Origin of the sequence: Streptomyces sp. NRRL F-6676, from assembly GCF_000725625.1 — a bacterium.
GTDB lineage: Bacteria > Actinomycetota > Actinomycetes > Streptomycetales > Streptomycetaceae > Streptomyces.
The window spans coordinates 61610-78885 of sequence record NZ_JOHS01000029.1 but is presented as its reverse complement, the minus strand read 5'-3'; the positions used below and the strand labels follow the sequence as shown (position 1 = coordinate 78885).

The window sequence follows — 17276 nt, the reverse complement described above, 5'->3', positions numbered from 1 at the left end:
TCGAGCGGACCGGCCATGAAACCCGGCGCGGGTCCCTCCGTGCAAATTCTGTGTACCGGGGGTAGGCCACCTGTAACGCTTGCGCGACGCTTCCTTCGCGTAGGGTCACGGATCGGGCACCGCGCTTGACGTGTCGGTGCCCTGGGGCAGACTTGGCCGGGAATGAGCCAGTCGATCAGTTATCAGCCGGTCGCCCGGTCGGGAGCGCACCGGTCGGAGGCGGGCGGGGAACGCGGGAGCAGGGGTTTTCCCTGTGCTCGCGACGCCGATGGGGGACGCAGAACATGAGCCAGGACGGCCAGAGCCGGTATGCGGGGCGATCGGTGGCCGGAGGCCGCTACCAGCTGCGCGACCTGCTCGGCGAGGGCGGCATGGCCTCGGTGCACCTCGCCTACGACTCGGTGCTCGACCGGCAGGTCGCGATCAAGACGCTGCACACCGAACTCGGCCGGGAACAGGCCTTCCGTGAGCGGTTCCGGCGCGAGGCGCAGGCCGTGGCGAAGCTCACGCACACCAACATCGTCTCCGTCTTCGACACCGGCGAGGACACCTCCCTCGGCGACGACTCCGGCGGCACGGGCACGCCGACGCCGTACATCGTCATGGAGTACATCGAGGGCCGCCCCCTGGGCTCGGTCCTGGAGTCGGACATCCAGCGGTACGGCGCGATGCCGGCCGACCAGGCCCTGAAGGTCACCGCGGACGTGCTGGCGGCCCTGGAGATCAGCCATGAGATGGGGCTGGTGCACCGGGACATCAAGCCGGGCAACGTGATGGTGACCAAGCGCGGCGTGGTGAAGGTGATGGACTTCGGCATCGCCCGCGCCATGCAGTCCGGCGTGACGTCGATGACGCAGACCGGCATGGTCGTCGGCACCCCGCAGTACCTCTCGCCCGAACAGGCGCTCGGCCGCGGGGTGGACGCGCGCAGCGACCTGTACTCGGTCGGCATCATGCTCTTCCAACTGGTCACCGGGCGGCTGCCGTTCGACGCGGACTCGCCGCTGGCGATCGCCTACGCGCATGTGCAGGAGGAGCCGCCGGTCCCGTCGTCGATCAACCGCTCGCTGCCGCCGGCGGTGGACGCGCTGGTCGCCCGCGCGCTGAAGAAGAACCCCAACGAACGCTTCCCCAGCGCCGAGGCGATGCGGGACGAGTGCCTGCGGGTGGCGGCGGCGGTCACGTCGTCCGCGCCCAGCATCGTGCCGGGTACGCAGACGCAGTCCGGGGCGGGCGTGGGCGCCGCGGTGTTCCCGCCGGTCGACGGGGCGGCGCCGACCGGTCCGACGGGGCCGGTGCAGACGCCGTACCAGCCGACGCCGCAGCCGAACCCGTACGGGGGCCCTTCGCCGACGCCGGGACCGCAGTCCCCGGCGTACGGCTATCCGCAGCAGGGCGGTTACGGGGCACCGCCGCAGCAGCACACGGGCGGGTACGCACCGCAGCAGGGCGCCTCGACGCCGCCGCCGTACGCCGTCTCGCCGCAGGGGCCGGTGTCCGGGGCCGGGGGTCCGGGCGGTTCCGGCGGCTCCGGTCAGAAGAGCAACCGGGGCGTGATCATCGGCTCGGTGACCGTGGCGGTCGTCGCCGTCCTCGGCCTGGTGATCGCGCTGGTCGTGAACAACGGCGGCGGGGACGACAAGGCCGACCGCGCCCGTGCCTCGGCCTCCGCGGAGGCGTCGCGCGAGGCCGGGCACAAGGGCCCGGACACGACGAAGACGATCGAGAAGACGAAGTGCACGGAGCCGAGCACCTCGTACGACGACGCGGACAAGATCGTCATCCCGAACTTCCAGTTCAAGAACCTGACGTCGGTGAAGGAATGCCTCCAGGCCGCCGGCTGGCAGTACGAGATCATCGACACGGACGAGAACACCTACGGCGAGGACACGGTCATGGACCAGTACCCCGCCGCCGACACGGACGCCGACCCCAAGAACATGCCCAAGCTGAAACTGACGGTCTCGACGGGCAACCCGGCGTAGGGGGGGCTGAGCGCCCAAAGGGGCGCGGGCTGTGTTCAACTCGACGGGCAACCCGGCGTAGGGGCGCAATCTGCGGCTCCGCCGCGCGGGCGCGAGCAACGGACAACCCCACCCACCCGAGCTCTCCCGGGGTCGAAGGGGCAGCGCCTCTGGAGGACGGGAAAGGTAGGGGCGGCGGGGGCGAAAACCGTCTTTCCGCCCCCACCGGCCGCAGGTCACACTTCCACCGGCCGCAGGTCACACTTCGACCGGCCGCAGGTCAGAGATAAGGCCCCCCGGACCGGCCCCCCTGCCGGGGATCCTCCTCCCCCTCACCCCCCACCCCCGGCGGCAACGCCCGCCGCATCTGCTCCAACTGCGCCCTCGCGGCCATCTGCTGCGCGAACAACGTCGTCTGAATGCCGTGGAACAGCCCCTCCAGCCAGCCCACCAACTGCGCCTGCGCGATGCGCAACTCCGCGTCGCTGGGCGTCACCTGGTCCGTGAACGGCAATGACAGCCGCTCCAGCTCCTCCACCAGCTCGGGAGCGAGCCCGTCCTCCAGCTCCTTCACCGAACTCGCGTGAATCTCCCGCAGCCGCTGCCGGCTGGCCTCGTCCAGAGGAGCCGCCCGCACCTCCTCGAGCAGCTGCTTGATCATGCTCCCGATCCGCATGACCTTGGCGGGCTGCTCGACCATCTCCGTCACCGGGATCTCGCGGGAGTCGTCGTCCCCGGTGCCGCCGAGCGCCATGCCGTCCTGGCCGACGACCAGGATCTGAGGGTTCTCCGGCGACCGTTCGTTCCTCGGCATCTCCATACGGCCATTGTCTCGCACGGACCCATGACCCCACGGTGCCGCCCCCGGCGTACGCGGACCCGTCCCCGTACGCCGGGGAGCCCCGCCCCGGCCGCGCCCGCCGCCCCGCCGGGCCCGGTGCCCGAACGGGCGGCACCGGAGTGCCGTATCGCGTGCCCCGTGTGACGCTGAGGGCGTCGATCTTGGCACCCGACGAGCACGGGAGGGGGTCCTGCGGGTGACTCAGTGGTCCCGCAGCCGACGCGCACCCCGCGCACCCCGCGCGCGACGCACGCCGCCCCGCGCCCTCCGCGCCCTTCGCACCCTCCGCACCGCGGCCCTGCCGCTGGGCCTCACGACGGCCGCCCTCCTCGCCGCACAGCCCGCGTACGCCGTCGCGCCCGCGTCCCACCCACGGGCGGCCGCGCACACCGCCGCCCCACGGGAGCCGGAGAGGCCGGACGCCACCCCCCACCACCCGCACCCCGGCCACCGGGCCCCGGCCCGCCCCCACGCACCGGAACCGGACCACACCGCGCCACCGGACCCCCCGCACCCCGGAAAACCCGGCCGGCCGGACGGCCGCGACCACCCCGCCCACCCCGGCACACCACCCAGGCCCGGGGACAAGGACAAGGACAAGAACGAGGACGAGGACGAGAACGACGAGGGTCCCGGCACCGGGGGCGGAACCCGCACCCCCCGGCCCTCCGCACCCGCCCCCCGCCCCACCGGCTCCAAGAGCACGGCGACCGCCTCCCCGTCCGAGGAGTCCCCCGGCACGGAACCTCCCGGCGACGCCGCGGACAAGGAGCACCCGCACTCCCCCCACCGCCCCCACCACTCGGGCCCCGCCCCGACCACCGGCACCAACCCCGGCGGCCGGGACGGCGACCAGTCCGGCACGGGCACCGGCACGGGCACCGCCACCGGCGACCCGAGCCGCACCCCCCGGGCCTCCGACGAGGCCGCCGCCGAGCAGCCGCTCGCCGCGCCCCGCCGGTCCGCCGCCGCGCGCATGACGCGGATCCTGCCGCTCGGCGGCGGACTGATCCTCATCGGCCTGGGTCTGGCCCTCGCCCTGCTCGCCCTTCGCGTCCGCCGCGTCCCGTAAGGGGTTCCGCTACGGCGCCACCAGCAGCACCTTGCCGATGTGCCCGCTCTCCTCCAGCACCCGGTGCGCCTCGGCCGCCTCGCTCATCGGCAGCTCCCGGTCGACGACCGGCCGTACATGGCCGTCCGCGAGCAGCGGCCACACGTGCTCCCGTACGGCCGCCACGATCGCCGCCTTCTCGCCCAGCGGCCGGGCGCGCAACGAGGTCGCGCTGACCGCGGCGCGCTTGCCCAGCAGGGTGCCGATGTTCAGCTCGCCCTTCGTGCCGCCCTGCATGCCGATGATCGCGAGCCGCCCGTTGACCGCGAGGGCGTCCACGTTGCGCTCCAGGTACTTGGCGCCCATGTTGTCGAGGATGACGTCGGCGCCCGCCCCGTCGGTGGCCCGGCGGACCCCCTCCACGAAGTCCTGCTCGCGGTAGTTGATCAGTACGTCGGCGCCCAGGTCGGCGCAGAAGTCGAGCTTCTCCTTGGTGCCCGCGGTCACCGCGACCTTCGCGCCGGCCGACTTCGCGAGCTGGATCGCCATGGTGCCGATGCCGCTGGAGCCGCCGTGCACGAGCAGCGTCTCGCCGGGGCGCAGCTGGGCCACCATGAACACGTTGGACCAGACGGTGCAGGTCACCTCGGGCAGCGCGGCCGCCTGCCGCAGCTCCAGGCCCGCGGGCACGGGCAGCAGCTGGCCGGCCGGGACGGCCACCTTCTCGGCGTAGCCGCCGCCCGCGAGCAGCGCGCACACCTCGTCGCCGACGGCCCAGCCGGACACGCCCGGGCCGAGCGCGGCGATCCGCCCCGCGCACTCCAGGCCCGGGTACACGGGGGCACCGGGCGGCGGCGCGTAGAAGCCCATCCGCTGCATCAGGTCGGCGCGGTTGACGGCGCTGGCCACCACCTCGACCAGCACTTCGCCCTCACCGGGCTCGGGATCGGGGACCTCGGCCCACACCAGCGCCTCGGGTCCACCGGGATTGGGAATCGTGATCGCGTACATGGGGCCGACGCTACTCCCCGGGCCCCCGCCCCGCCCCCGCCGAGGCGGCGGACTCCGCTGCCCCGCTCCCGCCGAGGCGCCGGACTCCACGGCCCGGGCCCCGCCGAGGCGGCGGGCGCTATTCCTGCGGCAGCCGGCGCAGATCCGGGGTGAGCCGGGTGCCGGACGACGACCGGACGATCGTGATCAGCCGGTCGGTCACCTGGAGCCCGCCGATGGACGGGTCGTCGTAGCCGAGCACCCGGTGCCCGCGGACGACGCTCACCACCAGGTCGTCCGTCTCCCGCACCCCGCGCCCCACCTCGGCCTTTATGACGGGCCGTTCGACGATGTCCAGGCCGCTGCCCTGCTGGATGAGGTCCTCCATGACCACGCCGGCGGTGGGGCTGAGCACCGAGAGCCCGAGCAGCCGGCCGGCCGCGCTGGCGCTGGTGATGACGGCGTCCGCGCCGGACTGCCGCAGCAGCGGCGCGTTCTCCTCCTCCCGCACCGCGGCCACGATCTTGGAGCCCCGGTTCATCTGGCGGGCGGTGAGCGTCACAAGGACGGCCGTGTCGTCGCGCTGGGTGGCGATGATGATCTGCCGGGCGCGGTGGGCCTCGGCCCGGCGCAGCACATCGCTGCGGGTGGCGTCGCCGATCACGCCCGCGTAGCCGTCGGCGGTGGCCGCCTCGATGGCCTTGGCGCTGGGGTCCACCACGACGACCTGGTCCTTGCCCAGGCCGGTGGCGCACACGGTCTGGATCGCCGAGCGCCCCTTGGTGCCGAAGCCGATCACGACGGTGTGGTCCCTCAAGGCCGCCCTCCAGCGGTTCTGCCGGAACTCTTCCCGGGTGCGCTCGGTGAGCACCTCGAGAGTGGTGCCGACCAGGATGATCAGGAACAGCACGCGCAACGGCGTGATGACGAGGATGTTGGTCAGCCGGGCCCCGTCGCCGGCCGGGGTGATGTCCCCGTAGCCGGTGGTGGAGAGGGTGACGGTGGCGTAGTAGAAGGAGTCGAGCAGATCGACGCCGTCCCCGACGTTGTCGTGGTAGCCGTCCCGGTCGAACCAGACGGTCAGGGCGGTGACGACGAGGACGAGCAGCGCCAGCAGCAGCCGCTTGCCGACCTGGCGGATCGGGCGGTCCACGACCCGCCGCGGCAGTCGCACCTGTGCGGTGGCGAGATGCTCGTCCGGCTGGCGGGCGATGGCGTCCCGGCCCGGAAGTTTCACGTGAAACACTCCCCGTTTCGCTGCACGTGAGGTGCGGTCCTCGATCGGCCCGCGTGGGGCCTCAAGCGAGACATACCCCGATCCCCGCCAGGGCCCAGGGTAGATCCAGCAGTTCGAGCTCCGCGCCCGGCCCCGTCCCACCGGGCGGTACGACCGCCAGGGCGTCGGCGGCGGCGATGCCGCGCAGCATCGCCGGGCCGTTGAAGTGCAGCGGCACCGCGTACTCGCCGCGGACGGTGACGGGCACGAGCCGGGTGTCGCGTGGGTGCCCCTGGACGGCTTCCCGTACGGGCAGCGTGTACGGCTCGGGGGCCGGGCGCCCCGCGAGCACACGCAGCAGCGGTTCGGCGAGCGTGCACAGGCCCGAGACCGCCGCGAGGGGGTTGCCGGGCAGGCCGACGAGGTACTGACTCTCGCCGGTACGGGCCAGCAGCATGGGGTGGCCGGGACGCACCTGGACGCCGTCGACGAGGAGTTCGGCGTCGATCCGGGCCAGGGTGGGGTGGACGTGGTCGACCGGTCCGGAGGCGGTGCCGCCGGTGGTGACGATCAGATCGGCGACGGAGCGGGTGACCGCCTTGCGCAGCGCCTTCTCGTCGTCGCCGATCCGCCGCACGGCCACGATCTCGGCGCCGAGCGCGCGCAGCCAGGGCGGGAGCATGGGGCCGAGGGCGTCGCGGATCAGCCCGTCCTTCGGCAGTCCCTCGGTGAGCAGTTCGTCGCCGAGGACGAGGACCTCGGCGCGCGGCGGCGGCAGCACGGCGAGGGTGTCGTACCCGGCGGCCGCGGCGAGGCCGAGCACGGCGGGGGTGACCACGGTGCCGGCCGGCAGCAGATGGTCGCCGCTGCGGCACTCCTGGCCGCGCGGCCGGATGTCCTGCCCGTGGGCCGGGTCGCGGGAGGCGTGCAGCCGTCCCTTGTCGTCGGTGCGGCCGTGCTCGCTGCGCAGGATGGCGGTGGTGTCCGGCGGGACGCGGGCGCCGGTCGCGATGCGGACCGCCTCGCCGGCCGGGGCGGGGGAGGCGGGCGGGGGGAGGTGGGTGTCCCGGAGGTCCGCGGGGGAGGCGGGCCGGTCGGGCGCGCCGCGGACGAGGGCGAGGGCCTCCTCGATGTCGGGGTCCTGCGGCAGGACGGGGCGCGTGCGGGCTCCGCCGGGGCGGGGTCCACCGTCACCGCGGGCCATGGCCAGGGCCTCCTCGACGTAGCGTTCGCCGCCGTCCTCGGTCTCCCGGGCGCCGCGCCCGGTCATCCGGCGTCCGGTCCGGTGCCGTCGCGGTCGCCGACCGGGCCGCTGCCGCCGGTCGCGGCGCCGGGGGCGCCGGTGGCGGTCGGGGCGGTGTCGGCGGCGGTCGGCCCCGCGTCACCGGCGGCGGGCGCGGTGCCGGTGGCGGCGGGGACGGCGGGGGCGCTGTCCTTGGCCCCGTTGGCTTCGTCGGTCCCGTTGGCTCCGTCGGTCCCGTCGGCTCCGTGGGTCCCGTTCGCTTCGTTGTTCCCGTTGGCTTCGTCGGCCCAGCGCAGGGCGAGGGCCGCGGCCTTGCGGGCGGCCTCGGCGACCGCCTCCGGGCCGCCGCCGGCGCGGCCGGCCGCGTAGCCCGCGAGGAACGTGGTCAGCGGGGCCGCCGGGCGGGCCACGCCGTGCGCGGCGTCGCGGGCGAGGTCGAGCAGGACGCCGGTGTCGACGTCGAGATCGATGCCCAGCTCGTCCTTGACTGCGGAGATCCATTCATCCAACACGTGCCCATGCTCCCTGATCCGTGCTCTGGCGGCGGCGATGTCGTCCCAGGTGTCGCAGTCGAAGGACGCGACGGGGTGGTCGGTGCGGGTGAGACGCAGCGCGCCGGTCAGCCGGCGCAGCGGCAGCCCGCCGAGTCCACCGCGCTCGGCGTGCCCGGCGTGCTCGCCGTGCCCGGCGTGCCCGGCGTGCCCGGCATGCCCGGCATGCTCGCCGTGCTCGGCGTGCCCGGCGTGCCCGGCGTGCTCGCCGTTGTCGGCGTTCTCGGCTGCGAGCCGGGCGAGTTCGCGGCGCAGCGCGTCGGCGCGGTACGCGGCCACGAGCGGCTGGTCGCGGCCGTCGGCGTCGCGGAGCAGCGCGCCCTCGGCGCCGCTCTCCCCGAGGGCGGCCGTCAGCCGCCGTACCGTCGCCGCCTCGAGGAACGGCAGGTCGGCGGAGAGGACGACGACGACGGGGGCCGTGGTGTGCCGCAGCCCCGCGTCGAGCGCGGCGACGGGGCCGCCGCCGGGCGGCTCCTCGCGCGCCCAGCGCACCGGGCGGGCGGTCGGGCGGGGGTCGGCGACCACCACGGTGACGGCCGCGCCGGCGCAGGCGGACAGCACCCGGTCGAGCAGCGCCCGGCCGCCGACGCGGACGCCGGGCTTGTCGGCGCCGCCGAGCCGCCGGGCGGCGCCCCCGGCGAGCACGACGGCGTCGAAGCCACCGGCAGCGGCGGCTGCGGGCTGGTACGCGGTCACCCCACGAGTATGGGCTCCCGCGGCACCCGTGCCGTCACCAGGGCGGCCGTGGCGGCGGCCTCTTCCGCGTTCACAGCGTGCGCAGGAGCACCGTCGGCTGCTCCACGCAGTCCGCGACGTAGCGCAGGAAGCCGCCGGCCGTGCCGCCGTCGCACACCCGGTGGTCGAAGGTGAACGAGAGCTGGACGACCTGCCGGACCGCCAACTCGCCGCCGTGCACCCATGGTTTGGGGACGATGCGGCCGACGCCGAGCATGGCGGCCTCGGGGTGGTTGAGGATCGGCGTGGAGCCGTCGACGCCGAACACGCCGTAGTTGTTCAACGTGAAGGTGCCGCCGGTGAGTTCCGCGGGGGTGAGGGTGCCGGTGCGCGCGGCCTCGGTGAGCCGGGCGAACTCGGCGGTGAGCGACTCCGCGTCGCGTGCGTGGGCGTCCCGGACGACGGGGACGACGAGGCCGCGCGGGGTCTGCGCGGCGAACCCGAGGTGCACCTCGTCGAGCCGTACGACCTCCCTGGCCTCCGTGTCCACGGTCGAGTTGAGGTCGGGGTACCGGGCCAGCGCGGCCGTGCAGATCCGTGCGAGCACGGCGAGGAGGGAGATCTTCGGGCCGCCGGCGGCGTTCATCGCGGTGCGGGCGTTCAGCAGTTCGGTGGCGTCGGCGTCCACCCAGCAGGTGGCGTCGGGGATCTCCCGACGGCTCCGGGCCAGCTTGTCCGCGACGGCGCCGCGGACACCGCGCAGCGGGACCCGGGTCCCGTGCACGACACCCTCGTCCGGCACGCCGGGCGTGGGCGCGGCCGTGCGTGCGCGGGCCGCCTCCGCGCGGAGCGCGTCCTCGACGTCCACGCGGAGGATCAGCCCGTCGGGCCCGGACCCCGCCAACCGCCGCAGATCCACCCCGTTCTCCCGCGCGAGCCGCCGCACCAGCGGCGAGACGACGGGCACGGGCCCGTCCCCCCGGACGTCGACGAACGTGTCGGCCCGGGCCTCCCCGCCGGGCGCGGGTGCACGGCCGGCCTCCGTCCTGCCGCGGGCGGCGCCTCGCGTGTCGGACCCGCTCGCGGCCGAGGCTCCGGCCGCCGCGCCGGGGACCGGCGCACGACGGGCACCCGCCGTGCCGTCGACACCCCTCTGCGCCCCGGACCCGGCTGCCGGGCCGGGCCCGGCCGGCGGCGCCGAAGCCCCCGGACCGGAATCCGCGGCCGCCCCGCGCCCCGGCGCGCCCTGCGCCGGGCGCACCCGGCGGCGGCGTGCCGGTGCCGCACTCGTGCCGTAGCCGACCAGGACGTTGCCCGAGGAGTCGGGGTCGGTGGTGGCGTCGGGGTCGGTAGTGGCGTCGGTGGTGGCGTCGGCGGCGCCGACCGCGACCGTGAGCAGGGGGGCGCCGACCGGCAGTTCCGTGCCCTCCTCGCCGTAGCGGGCGGTGACCACGCCGGCGTACGGGCAGGGGACGTCGACCATCGCCTTGGCCGTCTCGACCTCGACGACGGGCTGGTCGATGGCGACCACGTCGCCGACCTCGACCAGCCAGCGGACGATCTCCGCCTCCGTCAGCCCCTCGCCGAGGTCCGGCAGCCGGAACTCCAGCACCTGTGCCATCAGCTCTCCGCCTCCCACTGCAACCGCCCGACCGCGTCCAGGATCCGGTCGACGCCGGGCAGATGGTGCCGCTCCAGCATCGGCGGCGGGTACGGGACGTCGAACCCGGCGACGCGCAGCACCGGCGCCTGAAGGTGGTGGAAACAGCGCTCGGTCACCCGGGCCGCGATCTCCCCGCCGGGCCCGCCGAACCCGGTCGACTCGTGCACCACGACCGCGCGCCCGGTGCGCCGCACCGACGCGCAGACCGTCTCGTCGTCGAACGGCACCAGCGAGCGCAGGTCGACGACCTCCAGCTCCCAGCCCTCCTCCCGGGCCGCCTCGGCCGCCTCCAGGCAGACGGGCAGCGACGGACCGTACGTCAGGAGCGTGGCGCTGCTGCCCCGGCGCCGCACCACCGCGCGTCCGACGGGTTCAACGGCCGGCGGGTCCTCCGGGTTCCAGGTGTCCTTGGACCAGTACAGCCGCTTCGGTTCGAGGAAGACGACGGGGTCGTCGGAGGCGATCGCCGCGCGCAGCATGCCGTAGGCGTCGGCGACCGTGGCGGGGGTGTACACGTGCAGCCCCGGGGTCGCCATGTAGTACGCCTCGGAGGAGTCGCTGTGGTGTTCGACCCCGCCGATGCCGCCGCCGTAGGGGATGCGAATGGTGAGCGGCATCGGCATCGCGCCGCGCGTGCGGTTGCGCATCTTGGCGACGTGGCTGACGAGCTGTTCGAACGACGGGTAGGCGAACGCGTCGAACTGCATCTCCACGACCGGCCGCAGCCCGTACATCGCCATGCCGACGGCGGCGCCGAGGATGCCGGCCTCGGCCAGCGGCGTGTCCGTGCAGCGGTCCTCGCCGAACTCCGCGGCCAGCCCGTCGGTGACCCGGAAGACACCGCCGAGCGTGCCGACGTCCTCGCCCATCACGTGCACGGCCGGATCGGCGGCCATCGCGTCGCGCAGCGCGCGCGTGAGCGCCTGCGCCATGGTGGCGGGCCTGACGGCGACGGTGGTCATCGGCCGTCCCCTTCCCGCACACCGGAGCCGGCCTCGGCACCGGCACCGGCCGCCTCCGCCTCGGCACCGGAACCCGCCGCCTCCGCCTCGGCCTCCAGCTCCGCCCGCAACTGCTCCGCCTGCTCCCGCAGTTGCGGGGTGGGCCGGGTGTAGGCGTGGGCGAAGAGGTCCATGGGGTGCGGGGCGGGGTCCTCGTGCATACGGGCGCGCAGATCGGCCGCCATGGCCTCGGCGGCGTCCCGCGCGGCCGCCCTGACGTCCTCGTCGAGCAGCCCGCGGTGCGTCAGCTCGTCCTCCAGGAGCACGATCGGGTCGTGCGCACGCCAGGTCTCGACCTCCGCCTCGGAGCGGTACCGCCCGGCGTCGTCGGCGTTGGTGTGCGCGTCGACGCGGTAGGTGACCGCCTCCACCAGCGTGGGGCCGCCTCCCTCGCGCGCGCGGCGCACGGCGTCGGCGAGGACCTCGTGCACGGCCGCCACGTCGTTGCCGTCGACCAGGCGGCCCGGCATCCCGTACCCGACGGCCTTGTGGGCCAGGGACGGGGCGGCGGTCTGCTTGGCGAGTGGCACGGAGATCGCGAAGCCGTTGTTCTGGACCAGGAAGACGACGGGCGCCTGCCAGACGGCGGCGAAGTTGAGCGCCTCGTGGAAGTCGCCCTCGCTGGTGCCGCCGTCACCGACCAGGGCGAGCGCCACCACGTCGTCGCCCTTGAGGCGGGCGGCGTGGGCGAGGCCGACCGCGTGCGGCAGCTGGGTCGCCAGCGGGGTGCTGAGCGGGGCGACCCGGTGCGCGCGGGGGTCGTAGCCGCTGTGCCAGTCGCCCCGCAGCAGCGTCAGGGCCTCGACGGGATCGACGCCGCGGGAGACGACGGCGAGCGTGTCGCGGTAACTGGGGAAGAGCCAGTCGCGCTCCTGGAGGACGGCCGCGGCGGCCACCTCGCAGGCCTCCTGGCCGGTGCTGGAGGGGTAGACGGCGAGCCGCCCCTGCTTGGTCAGCGCCGTCGCCTGTGTGTTGTAGCGGCGGCCGGCGACCAGCTGCCGGTACAGACGGAGCAGCAGATCGGCGTCGGTCCCCCCGGCCGCCTCGGTGCCCAGCACCCGGTACGGCCGCGCGTCGGGCAGCAGCGGCGCGGGATCCGTACGGGGCTGCCAGGCGGGCGGCGGGGTCGGCCGGTAGGCACCCCGCTGCTCCATGACCGTCATGACGGCACCTCCTCGTGGGAGCGGCTTCGCGGCGCGCCACGGTGGTGACGCACCTCACCTACCGATTGTTCGGTCGTCGGCACATTTTGGCTACAGGGGCCTCCAGGCTGTGGACAAACGGTTCTCCACAGCCTGAGATGGACGCAGGACGTCCATCGCGGAGAGGCGGGGGTGCATGTCATCTGAACAAATGGCCGACGGAGCCGACCCCCGGACCGACCCGTCGGCGCCGGCCACGACGGCCGGACCCGGTCTGCCCGCCCGTCCGCTGGACGCGATCGACCGCGACATCCTCCAGATGCTCCAGGCCGACGGCCGTGCCTCGATACGGTCGGTGGCCGAACGCGTGCACGTCTCGCGCGCCAACGCCTACGCGCGCATCAACCGGCTCCTCGACGACGGCGTGATCCGCGGCTTCGGGGCGCGCGTCGACCACGAGCGCGCCGGGCACGGGACGTCCGCGTACATCACGCTGCGGATCGTGCAGAACTCCTGGCGGACGGTCCGCGAGCAGCTGCGACTGCTGCCGGGCGCCTCGCACATCGCCCTGGTCGGCGGCGACTTCGACGTCCTGCTCCTCGTCCACACCTCCGACAACCGGGCGCTGCGCGACCTGGTGCTGACCCGGTTGCAGGCGATCCCGGAGGTGCTGGGCACGCGCACGCTGCTGGTCTTCGAGGAGGAGGACCTGGAACCGCAGAGCTGACCGGGCTACTGCCCCGGCCGCTGCGTGACCCGCGCCTCAGCCCGCCCGCAGCCCCGCGAAGGCCATGCGGACCACCGCGTCCACGACCTCCCGCTCGGCGCTGCCGCGCCCGTCGGGCCGGTACCACTCGACGATCGAGTTGATCATCCCGAAGAGCAGCCGCGTCGCCAGCCGCACCTCCACGTCGCCGCGCACGTCCCCGTCGGCCGCCGCCGCCTTCAGCAGCTCGGCCACCCGGTGGTCGAACTCGCGCCGGCGCTCCAGCGCCCACCGCTCGGTGCCGGTGTTGCCGCGCACCCGCAGCAGCAGCGTCACGTAGGGCAGCTCGGTGGTGAGCATCTCCACCGTGCGGCGCACCACGTACTCCAGGCGCTCCACCGCGCGCCCCTCGCGCGCGGGGGGCTCGTCGAGGATGCCGAAGAGGCCGTCCAGCGCCCGGCTCACGGCCCGGCGCAGCAGCTCCTCCTTGCCGCTGACGTGGTGGTATATCGACGACTTGGAGATGCCGGCCGCCTTGGAGAGGTGCTCCATGGAGGTGCCGTCGTAGCCGCGCTCGTTGAAGACCCGCACCGCCACCGAGAGCAGGCTCTCCGGGGTGTAGGTGTCGCGCCGGGCGGTGGTCATGAGGTGCCCTCCCGCTTCTCGGAGGCGTACGCGTGGCGGTAGAGCGCGAGGGACGGCGCGTAACGGCCCGAGGGGTCGCGCAGATGCAGGTCGTCGAGGAGGGCGTACGCCCAGTTGCGGCCGAGCCGGCGGCTCCACTCGAAGGGACCGAGCGGGTAGTTGACGCCCAGGCGCATCGCGGTGTCGATGTCCTCCTCGGTGGCCACGCCCTTGGCGACGGCGTCGTGCGCGAGGTCGATGATCCGGGCCACCGTACGGGCGACGATCATCCCGGGGGCGTCCCCGATGACGCTGACGTCCTTGCCGAGCGCCTGGAACAGCCCGACGGCGCCGGAGAGCGTGGCCGGGGCGGTGTCCTGGGAGGCGGACAGGGCGATGCGGGTGGCTTTGCGGTAGTCCAGGGCGAGGTCGAAGTAGACGACGTCCCGGAACTCCACCGAGGTCTGCCCGTCGGCCAGGGCGAGCTGGCCGCCGCCGGGCAGCACCAGGCGGGTGCCGTGGTCCTCTTCCTCCTCGCGCACCGGGATGCCCGCCTCGCGGATCAGCGCGAGCAGCTCGGCGGCGGGGCCCAGGTCGCCCTCGACGACGACGTGGGCGGGCGGCTCCGCCTTCTCGGCGGTGTGCGGTTCGGGGCGCTCGGCAGCGCCGGTCCCGTCGGAGTAGTCGTACCAGCCGTGGCCGCTCTTGCGGCCGAGCCGGCCGGACTCCACCAGCCGCCGCTGAGCGAGGGACGGCGTGAAGCGAACGTCCTGGAAGAAGGACCGCCACACGGAGTGCGTCACCGACTCGTTGACGTCCTGGCCGATGAGGTCGGTCAGTTCGAACGCGCCCATCCGGAAGCCGCCGCACTCGCGCAGCACCGCGTCGATCGTGGCCGGGTCGGCGGCCTGGGACTCCAGTACGGCGAACGCCTCGGCGTAGAAGGGCCGCGCGATCCGGTTGACGATGAACCCGGGGGTGTCGGCGCACGCCACCGGCGTCTTCCCCCAGGCGCGTGCCGTCCCGTACGCGCGCGTGGCCGACGTGACGTCGGTGGCGAACCCGGAGACGACCTCGACCAGGGGCAGCAGCGGGGCGGGGTTGAAGAAGTGCAGCCCGACGAGGCGGCCGGGGTTGCGCAGGGCGCCGCCGACGGCCGTGACGGAGAGGGAGGAGGTGTTGGTGGCGAGCAGGCAGTCGTCGTCGACGACGTCCTCCAGGGCGCGGAACAGCTCCTGCTTGGTCTCCAGGCGCTCCACGACCGCCTCGACGACGAGGGAGCAGTCGGCGAGTTCGGCCAGGTCCGCGGCGGGCCGCAGCCGGGCCACGGCCGCGTCCCGGTCGGCGGCCGTCATCCGTTCCTTCGCCACGAGCCGGTCCAGCCGGGCGGCGAGCGCGGCGGCCGCCTCCTCGGCACGGCCCGGGACCGCGTCGTACAGCCGTACGACATGGCCCGCGACCAGCGCCACCTGGGCGATGCCCTGGCCCATCGTGCCGGTGCCGACGACGGCCACGGGGCTGCTGAGGTCGAGTCCTGTCATGTGCGCGATCCTCCCGCACGGAGTTGTCCACAGATGCGGCGGACCCCCTTGTCCCGACCGATCGTTCGGTTACTCTAGCCGTGTCCGCCCGTCCCCGCCCATGGCCCCGTCCCCGCCCATGGCCCCGTCCCCGCCCATGGCCCCGTCCACGTTCCCGCCCAGGTGAGGAGTTGGTTCCGCATGACCGCCGAACCCGTCGCGCACCGGCTGATCACGCAGCACCGGCCCACGCTCGACAAGGCGCTGGAGGCGATCCGCACGCGCGCGTACTGGTCGCCGCACCCCGAGCACCCCAAGGCCTACGGGGAGAACGGCAGCCTGGACGCGGCCGCGGGCAGGGCCGCCTTCGACGCCCTGCTCGGCACCCGGCTCGACCTCGGCCAGCCCGGCACCGACGACTGGGTGGGCGGCGAGGTCTCCCCGTACGGCATCGAGTTGGGCGTGACGTACCCGCACCCGGACGTGGACGTGCTGCTGCCCGCGATGCGGGCCGGCCAGCGCGCCTGGCGGGACGCGGGCGCGGAGGTGCGCGCGGTGGTCTGCCTGGAGATCCTCAAGCGGGTCAGCGACCGCACGCACGAGTTCGCGCACGCGGTGATGCACACCTCCGGGCAGGCGTATCTGATGGCGCTCCAGGCGGGCGGCCCGCACGCCCAGGACCGCGGCCTGGAGGCGGTCGCCTACGCCTACGCGGAGCAGACCCGCACCCCGGACACCGCGTCGTGGAGCAAGCCCCAGGGCAAGCGGGACCCGCTGGTGCTCACCAAGACGTTCCGGGCCGTGCCGCGCGGCATCGCCCTGGTCATCGGCTGCAACACCTTCCCGACGTGGAACGGCTACCCGGGCCTGTTCGCCTCCCTGGCCACCGGCAACGCGGTCCTGGTCAAGCCGCACCCGCGCGCGGTGCTGCCGCTGGCGCTGACCGTACGGATCGCCCGCGAGGTGCTCGCGGAGGCCGGCTTCGCCCCCGACCTGGTCGCGCTCGCCGCCGAACGCCCCGGCGAGGGCCTGGCCAAGACGCTCGCCACCCGCCCCGAGGTCAGGATCATCGACTACACGGGCTCGACGTCCTTCGGCGACTGGCTGGAGACCCACGCCCACCAGGCGCAGGTCTACACGGAGAAGGCCGGCGTCAACACGGTCGTCGTCGACTCCACCGACGACTACCAGGGGATGCTCGCCAACCTGGCGTTCTCGCTCTCCCTGTACAGCGGCCAGATGTGCACCACCCCGCAGAACCTGCTGATCCCCCGCGAGGGCATCACCACGGACGCGGGCCCGAAGACGTACGACGAGGTCACCGCGGACGTGGCCAGGGCGGTGGAGGGCCTGCTGGGCGACGACGCGCGGGCGAACGCGCTGCTCGGCGCGCTCGTCAACCCGGACGTCAAGGCCCGGCTGGAGGCCGCGCCCGGCCTCGGCGAGGTCGCGCTCGCCTCGCGCGAGGTGGCCCACCCCGACTTCCCGGACGCGGTGGTCCGCACGCCGGTCCTGGTGAAGCTGGACGGCGCCAAGCCGGACGCGGAGGCCGCGTACCTCAGCGAGTGCTTCGGCCCGGTCTCCTTCGCCGTCGCCGTCGACTCCACGGCCGACGCGCTCGACCTGCTGCGGCGCACGATCCGCGACAGGGGCGCGATGACGGTCGGCGCGTACACGACCTCCCCGGAGGTCGAACAGGCCGTCGAGGACGTCTGCCTGGAGGAGTGCGCCCAGCTCTCCCTCAACCTGACGGGCGGCGTCTACGTCAACCAGACGGCCGCGTTCTCCGACTTCCACGGGTCGGGCGGCAACCCCGCGGCGAGCGCGGCGCTGTGCGACGCGGCATTCGTGGCCAACCGCTTCCGGGTGGTGGAGGTACGGCGCCCTTCCACGGGCCTGGGCGCTTGAGAGCTCGGGTGGGTGGGGTTCGTCGGCGAGTGCGGGTCCGATGTGGCTGATCGCGCAGTTCCCCGCGCCCCTAAAGGCCTGGGGGCGCCCCCCGCTTTTAAGGGGCGCGGGGAACTGCGCGAAACGGGGCGAAGCCCCGTAGGGGGGTCCGGGGGCGTAGCCCCCGGGGGTGGGACGGGTA

The 17276-nt window shown here is 74.5% G+C and carries 14 protein-coding genes; 4 read left to right on the top strand and 10 right to left on the bottom strand.

Annotated elements, in window-relative coordinates:
* Positions 1 to 284 precede the first annotated feature (284 nt).
* Complete coding sequence (locus IO29_RS19075) at positions 285 to 1985, top strand: Stk1 family PASTA domain-containing Ser/Thr kinase (protein ID WP_030376885.1); 1701 nt, start codon at positions 285 to 287, stop codon at positions 1983 to 1985.
* A gap of 259 nt (positions 1986 to 2244) precedes the next feature.
* Here the strand turns inward: IO29_RS19075 and IO29_RS19070 are convergent, their stop codons facing one another.
* On the bottom strand, positions 2245 to 2784 hold the full coding sequence (locus IO29_RS19070) for a bacterial proteasome activator family protein (RefSeq protein WP_030376886.1): 540 nt from the start codon (positions 2782 to 2784) through the stop codon (positions 2245 to 2247).
* 217 nt (positions 2785 to 3001) lie between these two features.
* Here IO29_RS19070 and IO29_RS19065 point away from each other — a divergent pair, with 217 nt between their 5' ends.
* Positions 3002 to 3877: a hypothetical protein gene (locus IO29_RS19065; protein ID WP_030376887.1), complete on the top strand. Its 876-nt coding sequence runs from the start codon at positions 3002 to 3004 to the stop codon at positions 3875 to 3877.
* Positions 3878 to 3886: 9 nt separating this feature from the next.
* Here the strand turns inward: IO29_RS19065 and IO29_RS19060 are convergent, their stop codons facing one another.
* The 7 genes from IO29_RS19060 to pdhA form a co-directional block, all read right to left on the bottom strand.
* Positions 3887 to 4867 carry an NAD(P)H-quinone oxidoreductase gene (locus tag IO29_RS19060; RefSeq protein ID WP_030376888.1) on the bottom strand — a complete coding sequence of 327 codons (981 nt, stop codon included), beginning with the start codon at positions 4865 to 4867 and terminating at the stop codon, positions 3887 to 3889.
* Positions 4868 to 4985: 118 nt separating this feature from the next.
* Positions 4986 to 6092, bottom strand: coding sequence for a potassium channel family protein (locus IO29_RS19055; RefSeq protein ID WP_078617998.1), 1107 nt, complete (start codon positions 6090 to 6092; stop codon positions 4986 to 4988).
* 52 nt (positions 6093 to 6144) lie between these two features.
* Positions 6145 to 7332 (bottom strand): molybdopterin molybdotransferase MoeA, encoded by a 1188-nt coding sequence (locus IO29_RS19050; protein ID WP_037840562.1) that lies wholly within the window; start codon positions 7330 to 7332, stop codon positions 6145 to 6147.
* Entirely contained in the window at positions 7329 to 8552 is a 1224-nt protein-coding gene (locus IO29_RS36715; RefSeq protein WP_078617999.1) for an NTP transferase domain-containing protein, read from the bottom strand. The genes IO29_RS19050 and IO29_RS36715 overlap by 4 nt, the downstream gene beginning before the upstream one ends.
* A gap of 70 nt (positions 8553 to 8622) precedes the next feature.
* The gene (locus IO29_RS19040; protein WP_030376891.1) at positions 8623 to 10152 is read right to left on the bottom strand and encodes a dihydrolipoamide acetyltransferase family protein; all 1530 of its coding nucleotides are present in this window, start codon (positions 10150 to 10152) and stop codon (positions 8623 to 8625) included.
* On the bottom strand, positions 10152 to 11156 hold the full coding sequence (locus IO29_RS19035) for an alpha-ketoacid dehydrogenase subunit beta (RefSeq protein WP_030376892.1): 1005 nt from the start codon (positions 11154 to 11156) through the stop codon (positions 10152 to 10154). Before IO29_RS19035 ends, IO29_RS19040 begins: the two co-directional genes overlap by 1 nt.
* Complete coding sequence (gene pdhA / locus IO29_RS19030; protein ID WP_078618000.1) at positions 11153 to 12358, bottom strand: pyruvate dehydrogenase (acetyl-transferring) E1 component subunit alpha; 1206 nt, start codon at positions 12356 to 12358, stop codon at positions 11153 to 11155. Before pdhA ends, IO29_RS19035 begins: the two co-directional genes overlap by 4 nt.
* Positions 12359 to 12533: 175 nt before the next feature.
* On the opposite strand from pdhA, the gene IO29_RS19025 reads away from it, so the two are divergent.
* Positions 12534 to 13064 carry an Lrp/AsnC family transcriptional regulator gene (locus IO29_RS19025; protein ID WP_199806825.1) on the top strand — a complete coding sequence of 177 codons (531 nt, stop codon included), beginning with the start codon at positions 12534 to 12536 and terminating at the stop codon, positions 13062 to 13064.
* Positions 13065 to 13100: 36 nt separating this feature from the next.
* Here the strand turns inward: IO29_RS19025 and IO29_RS19020 are convergent, their stop codons facing one another.
* Both IO29_RS19020 and IO29_RS19015 read right to left on the bottom strand, forming a co-directional pair.
* Positions 13101 to 13688: a TetR/AcrR family transcriptional regulator gene (locus IO29_RS19020; RefSeq protein ID WP_030376895.1), complete on the bottom strand. Its 588-nt coding sequence runs from the start codon at positions 13686 to 13688 to the stop codon at positions 13101 to 13103.
* Positions 13685 to 15208 (bottom strand): 3-hydroxyacyl-CoA dehydrogenase, encoded by a 1524-nt coding sequence (locus tag IO29_RS19015; RefSeq protein WP_030376896.1) that lies wholly within the window; start codon positions 15206 to 15208, stop codon positions 13685 to 13687. The genes IO29_RS19020 and IO29_RS19015 overlap by 4 nt, the downstream gene beginning before the upstream one ends.
* Before the next feature lie 180 nt (positions 15209 to 15388).
* Here IO29_RS19015 and paaN point away from each other — a divergent pair, with 180 nt between their 5' ends.
* Entirely contained in the window at positions 15389 to 17095 is a 1707-nt protein-coding gene (gene paaN, locus IO29_RS19010; protein ID WP_030376897.1) for a phenylacetic acid degradation protein PaaN, read from the top strand.
* Positions 17096 to 17276 lie beyond the last annotated feature (181 nt).

Bases quoted from the DNA above. Each gene is read 5' to 3' on its own strand.
- paaN (WP_030376897.1), top strand. From the start codon at position 15,389: ATGACCGCCGAACCCGTCGCGCACCGGCTGATCACGCAGCACCGGCCC.
- IO29_RS19035 (WP_030376892.1), bottom strand. From the start codon at position 11,156: ATGACCACCGTCGCCGTCAGGCCCGCCACCATGGCGCAGGCGCTCACG.
- IO29_RS19070 (WP_030376886.1), bottom strand. From the start codon at position 2,784: ATGGAGATGCCGAGGAACGAACGGTCGCCGGAGAACCCTCAGATCCTG.
- IO29_RS19025 (WP_199806825.1), top strand. From the start codon at position 12,534: ATGTCATCTGAACAAATGGCCGACGGAGCCGACCCCCGGACCGACCCG.
- IO29_RS19075 (WP_030376885.1), top strand. From the start codon at position 285: ATGAGCCAGGACGGCCAGAGCCGGTATGCGGGGCGATCGGTGGCCGGA.
- IO29_RS19060 (WP_030376888.1), bottom strand. From the start codon at position 4,867: ATGTACGCGATCACGATTCCCAATCCCGGTGGACCCGAGGCGCTGGTG.
- IO29_RS19040 (WP_030376891.1), bottom strand. From the start codon at position 10,152: ATGGCACAGGTGCTGGAGTTCCGGCTGCCGGACCTCGGCGAGGGGCTG.
- IO29_RS19050 (WP_037840562.1), bottom strand. From the start codon at position 7,332: ATGACCGGGCGCGGCGCCCGGGAGACCGAGGACGGCGGCGAACGCTAC.
- IO29_RS19015 (WP_030376896.1), bottom strand. From the start codon at position 15,208: ATGACAGGACTCGACCTCAGCAGCCCCGTGGCCGTCGTCGGCACCGGC.
- IO29_RS19020 (WP_030376895.1), bottom strand. From the start codon at position 13,688: ATGACCACCGCCCGGCGCGACACCTACACCCCGGAGAGCCTGCTCTCG.
- pdhA (WP_078618000.1), bottom strand. From the start codon at position 12,358: ATGACGGTCATGGAGCAGCGGGGTGCCTACCGGCCGACCCCGCCGCCC.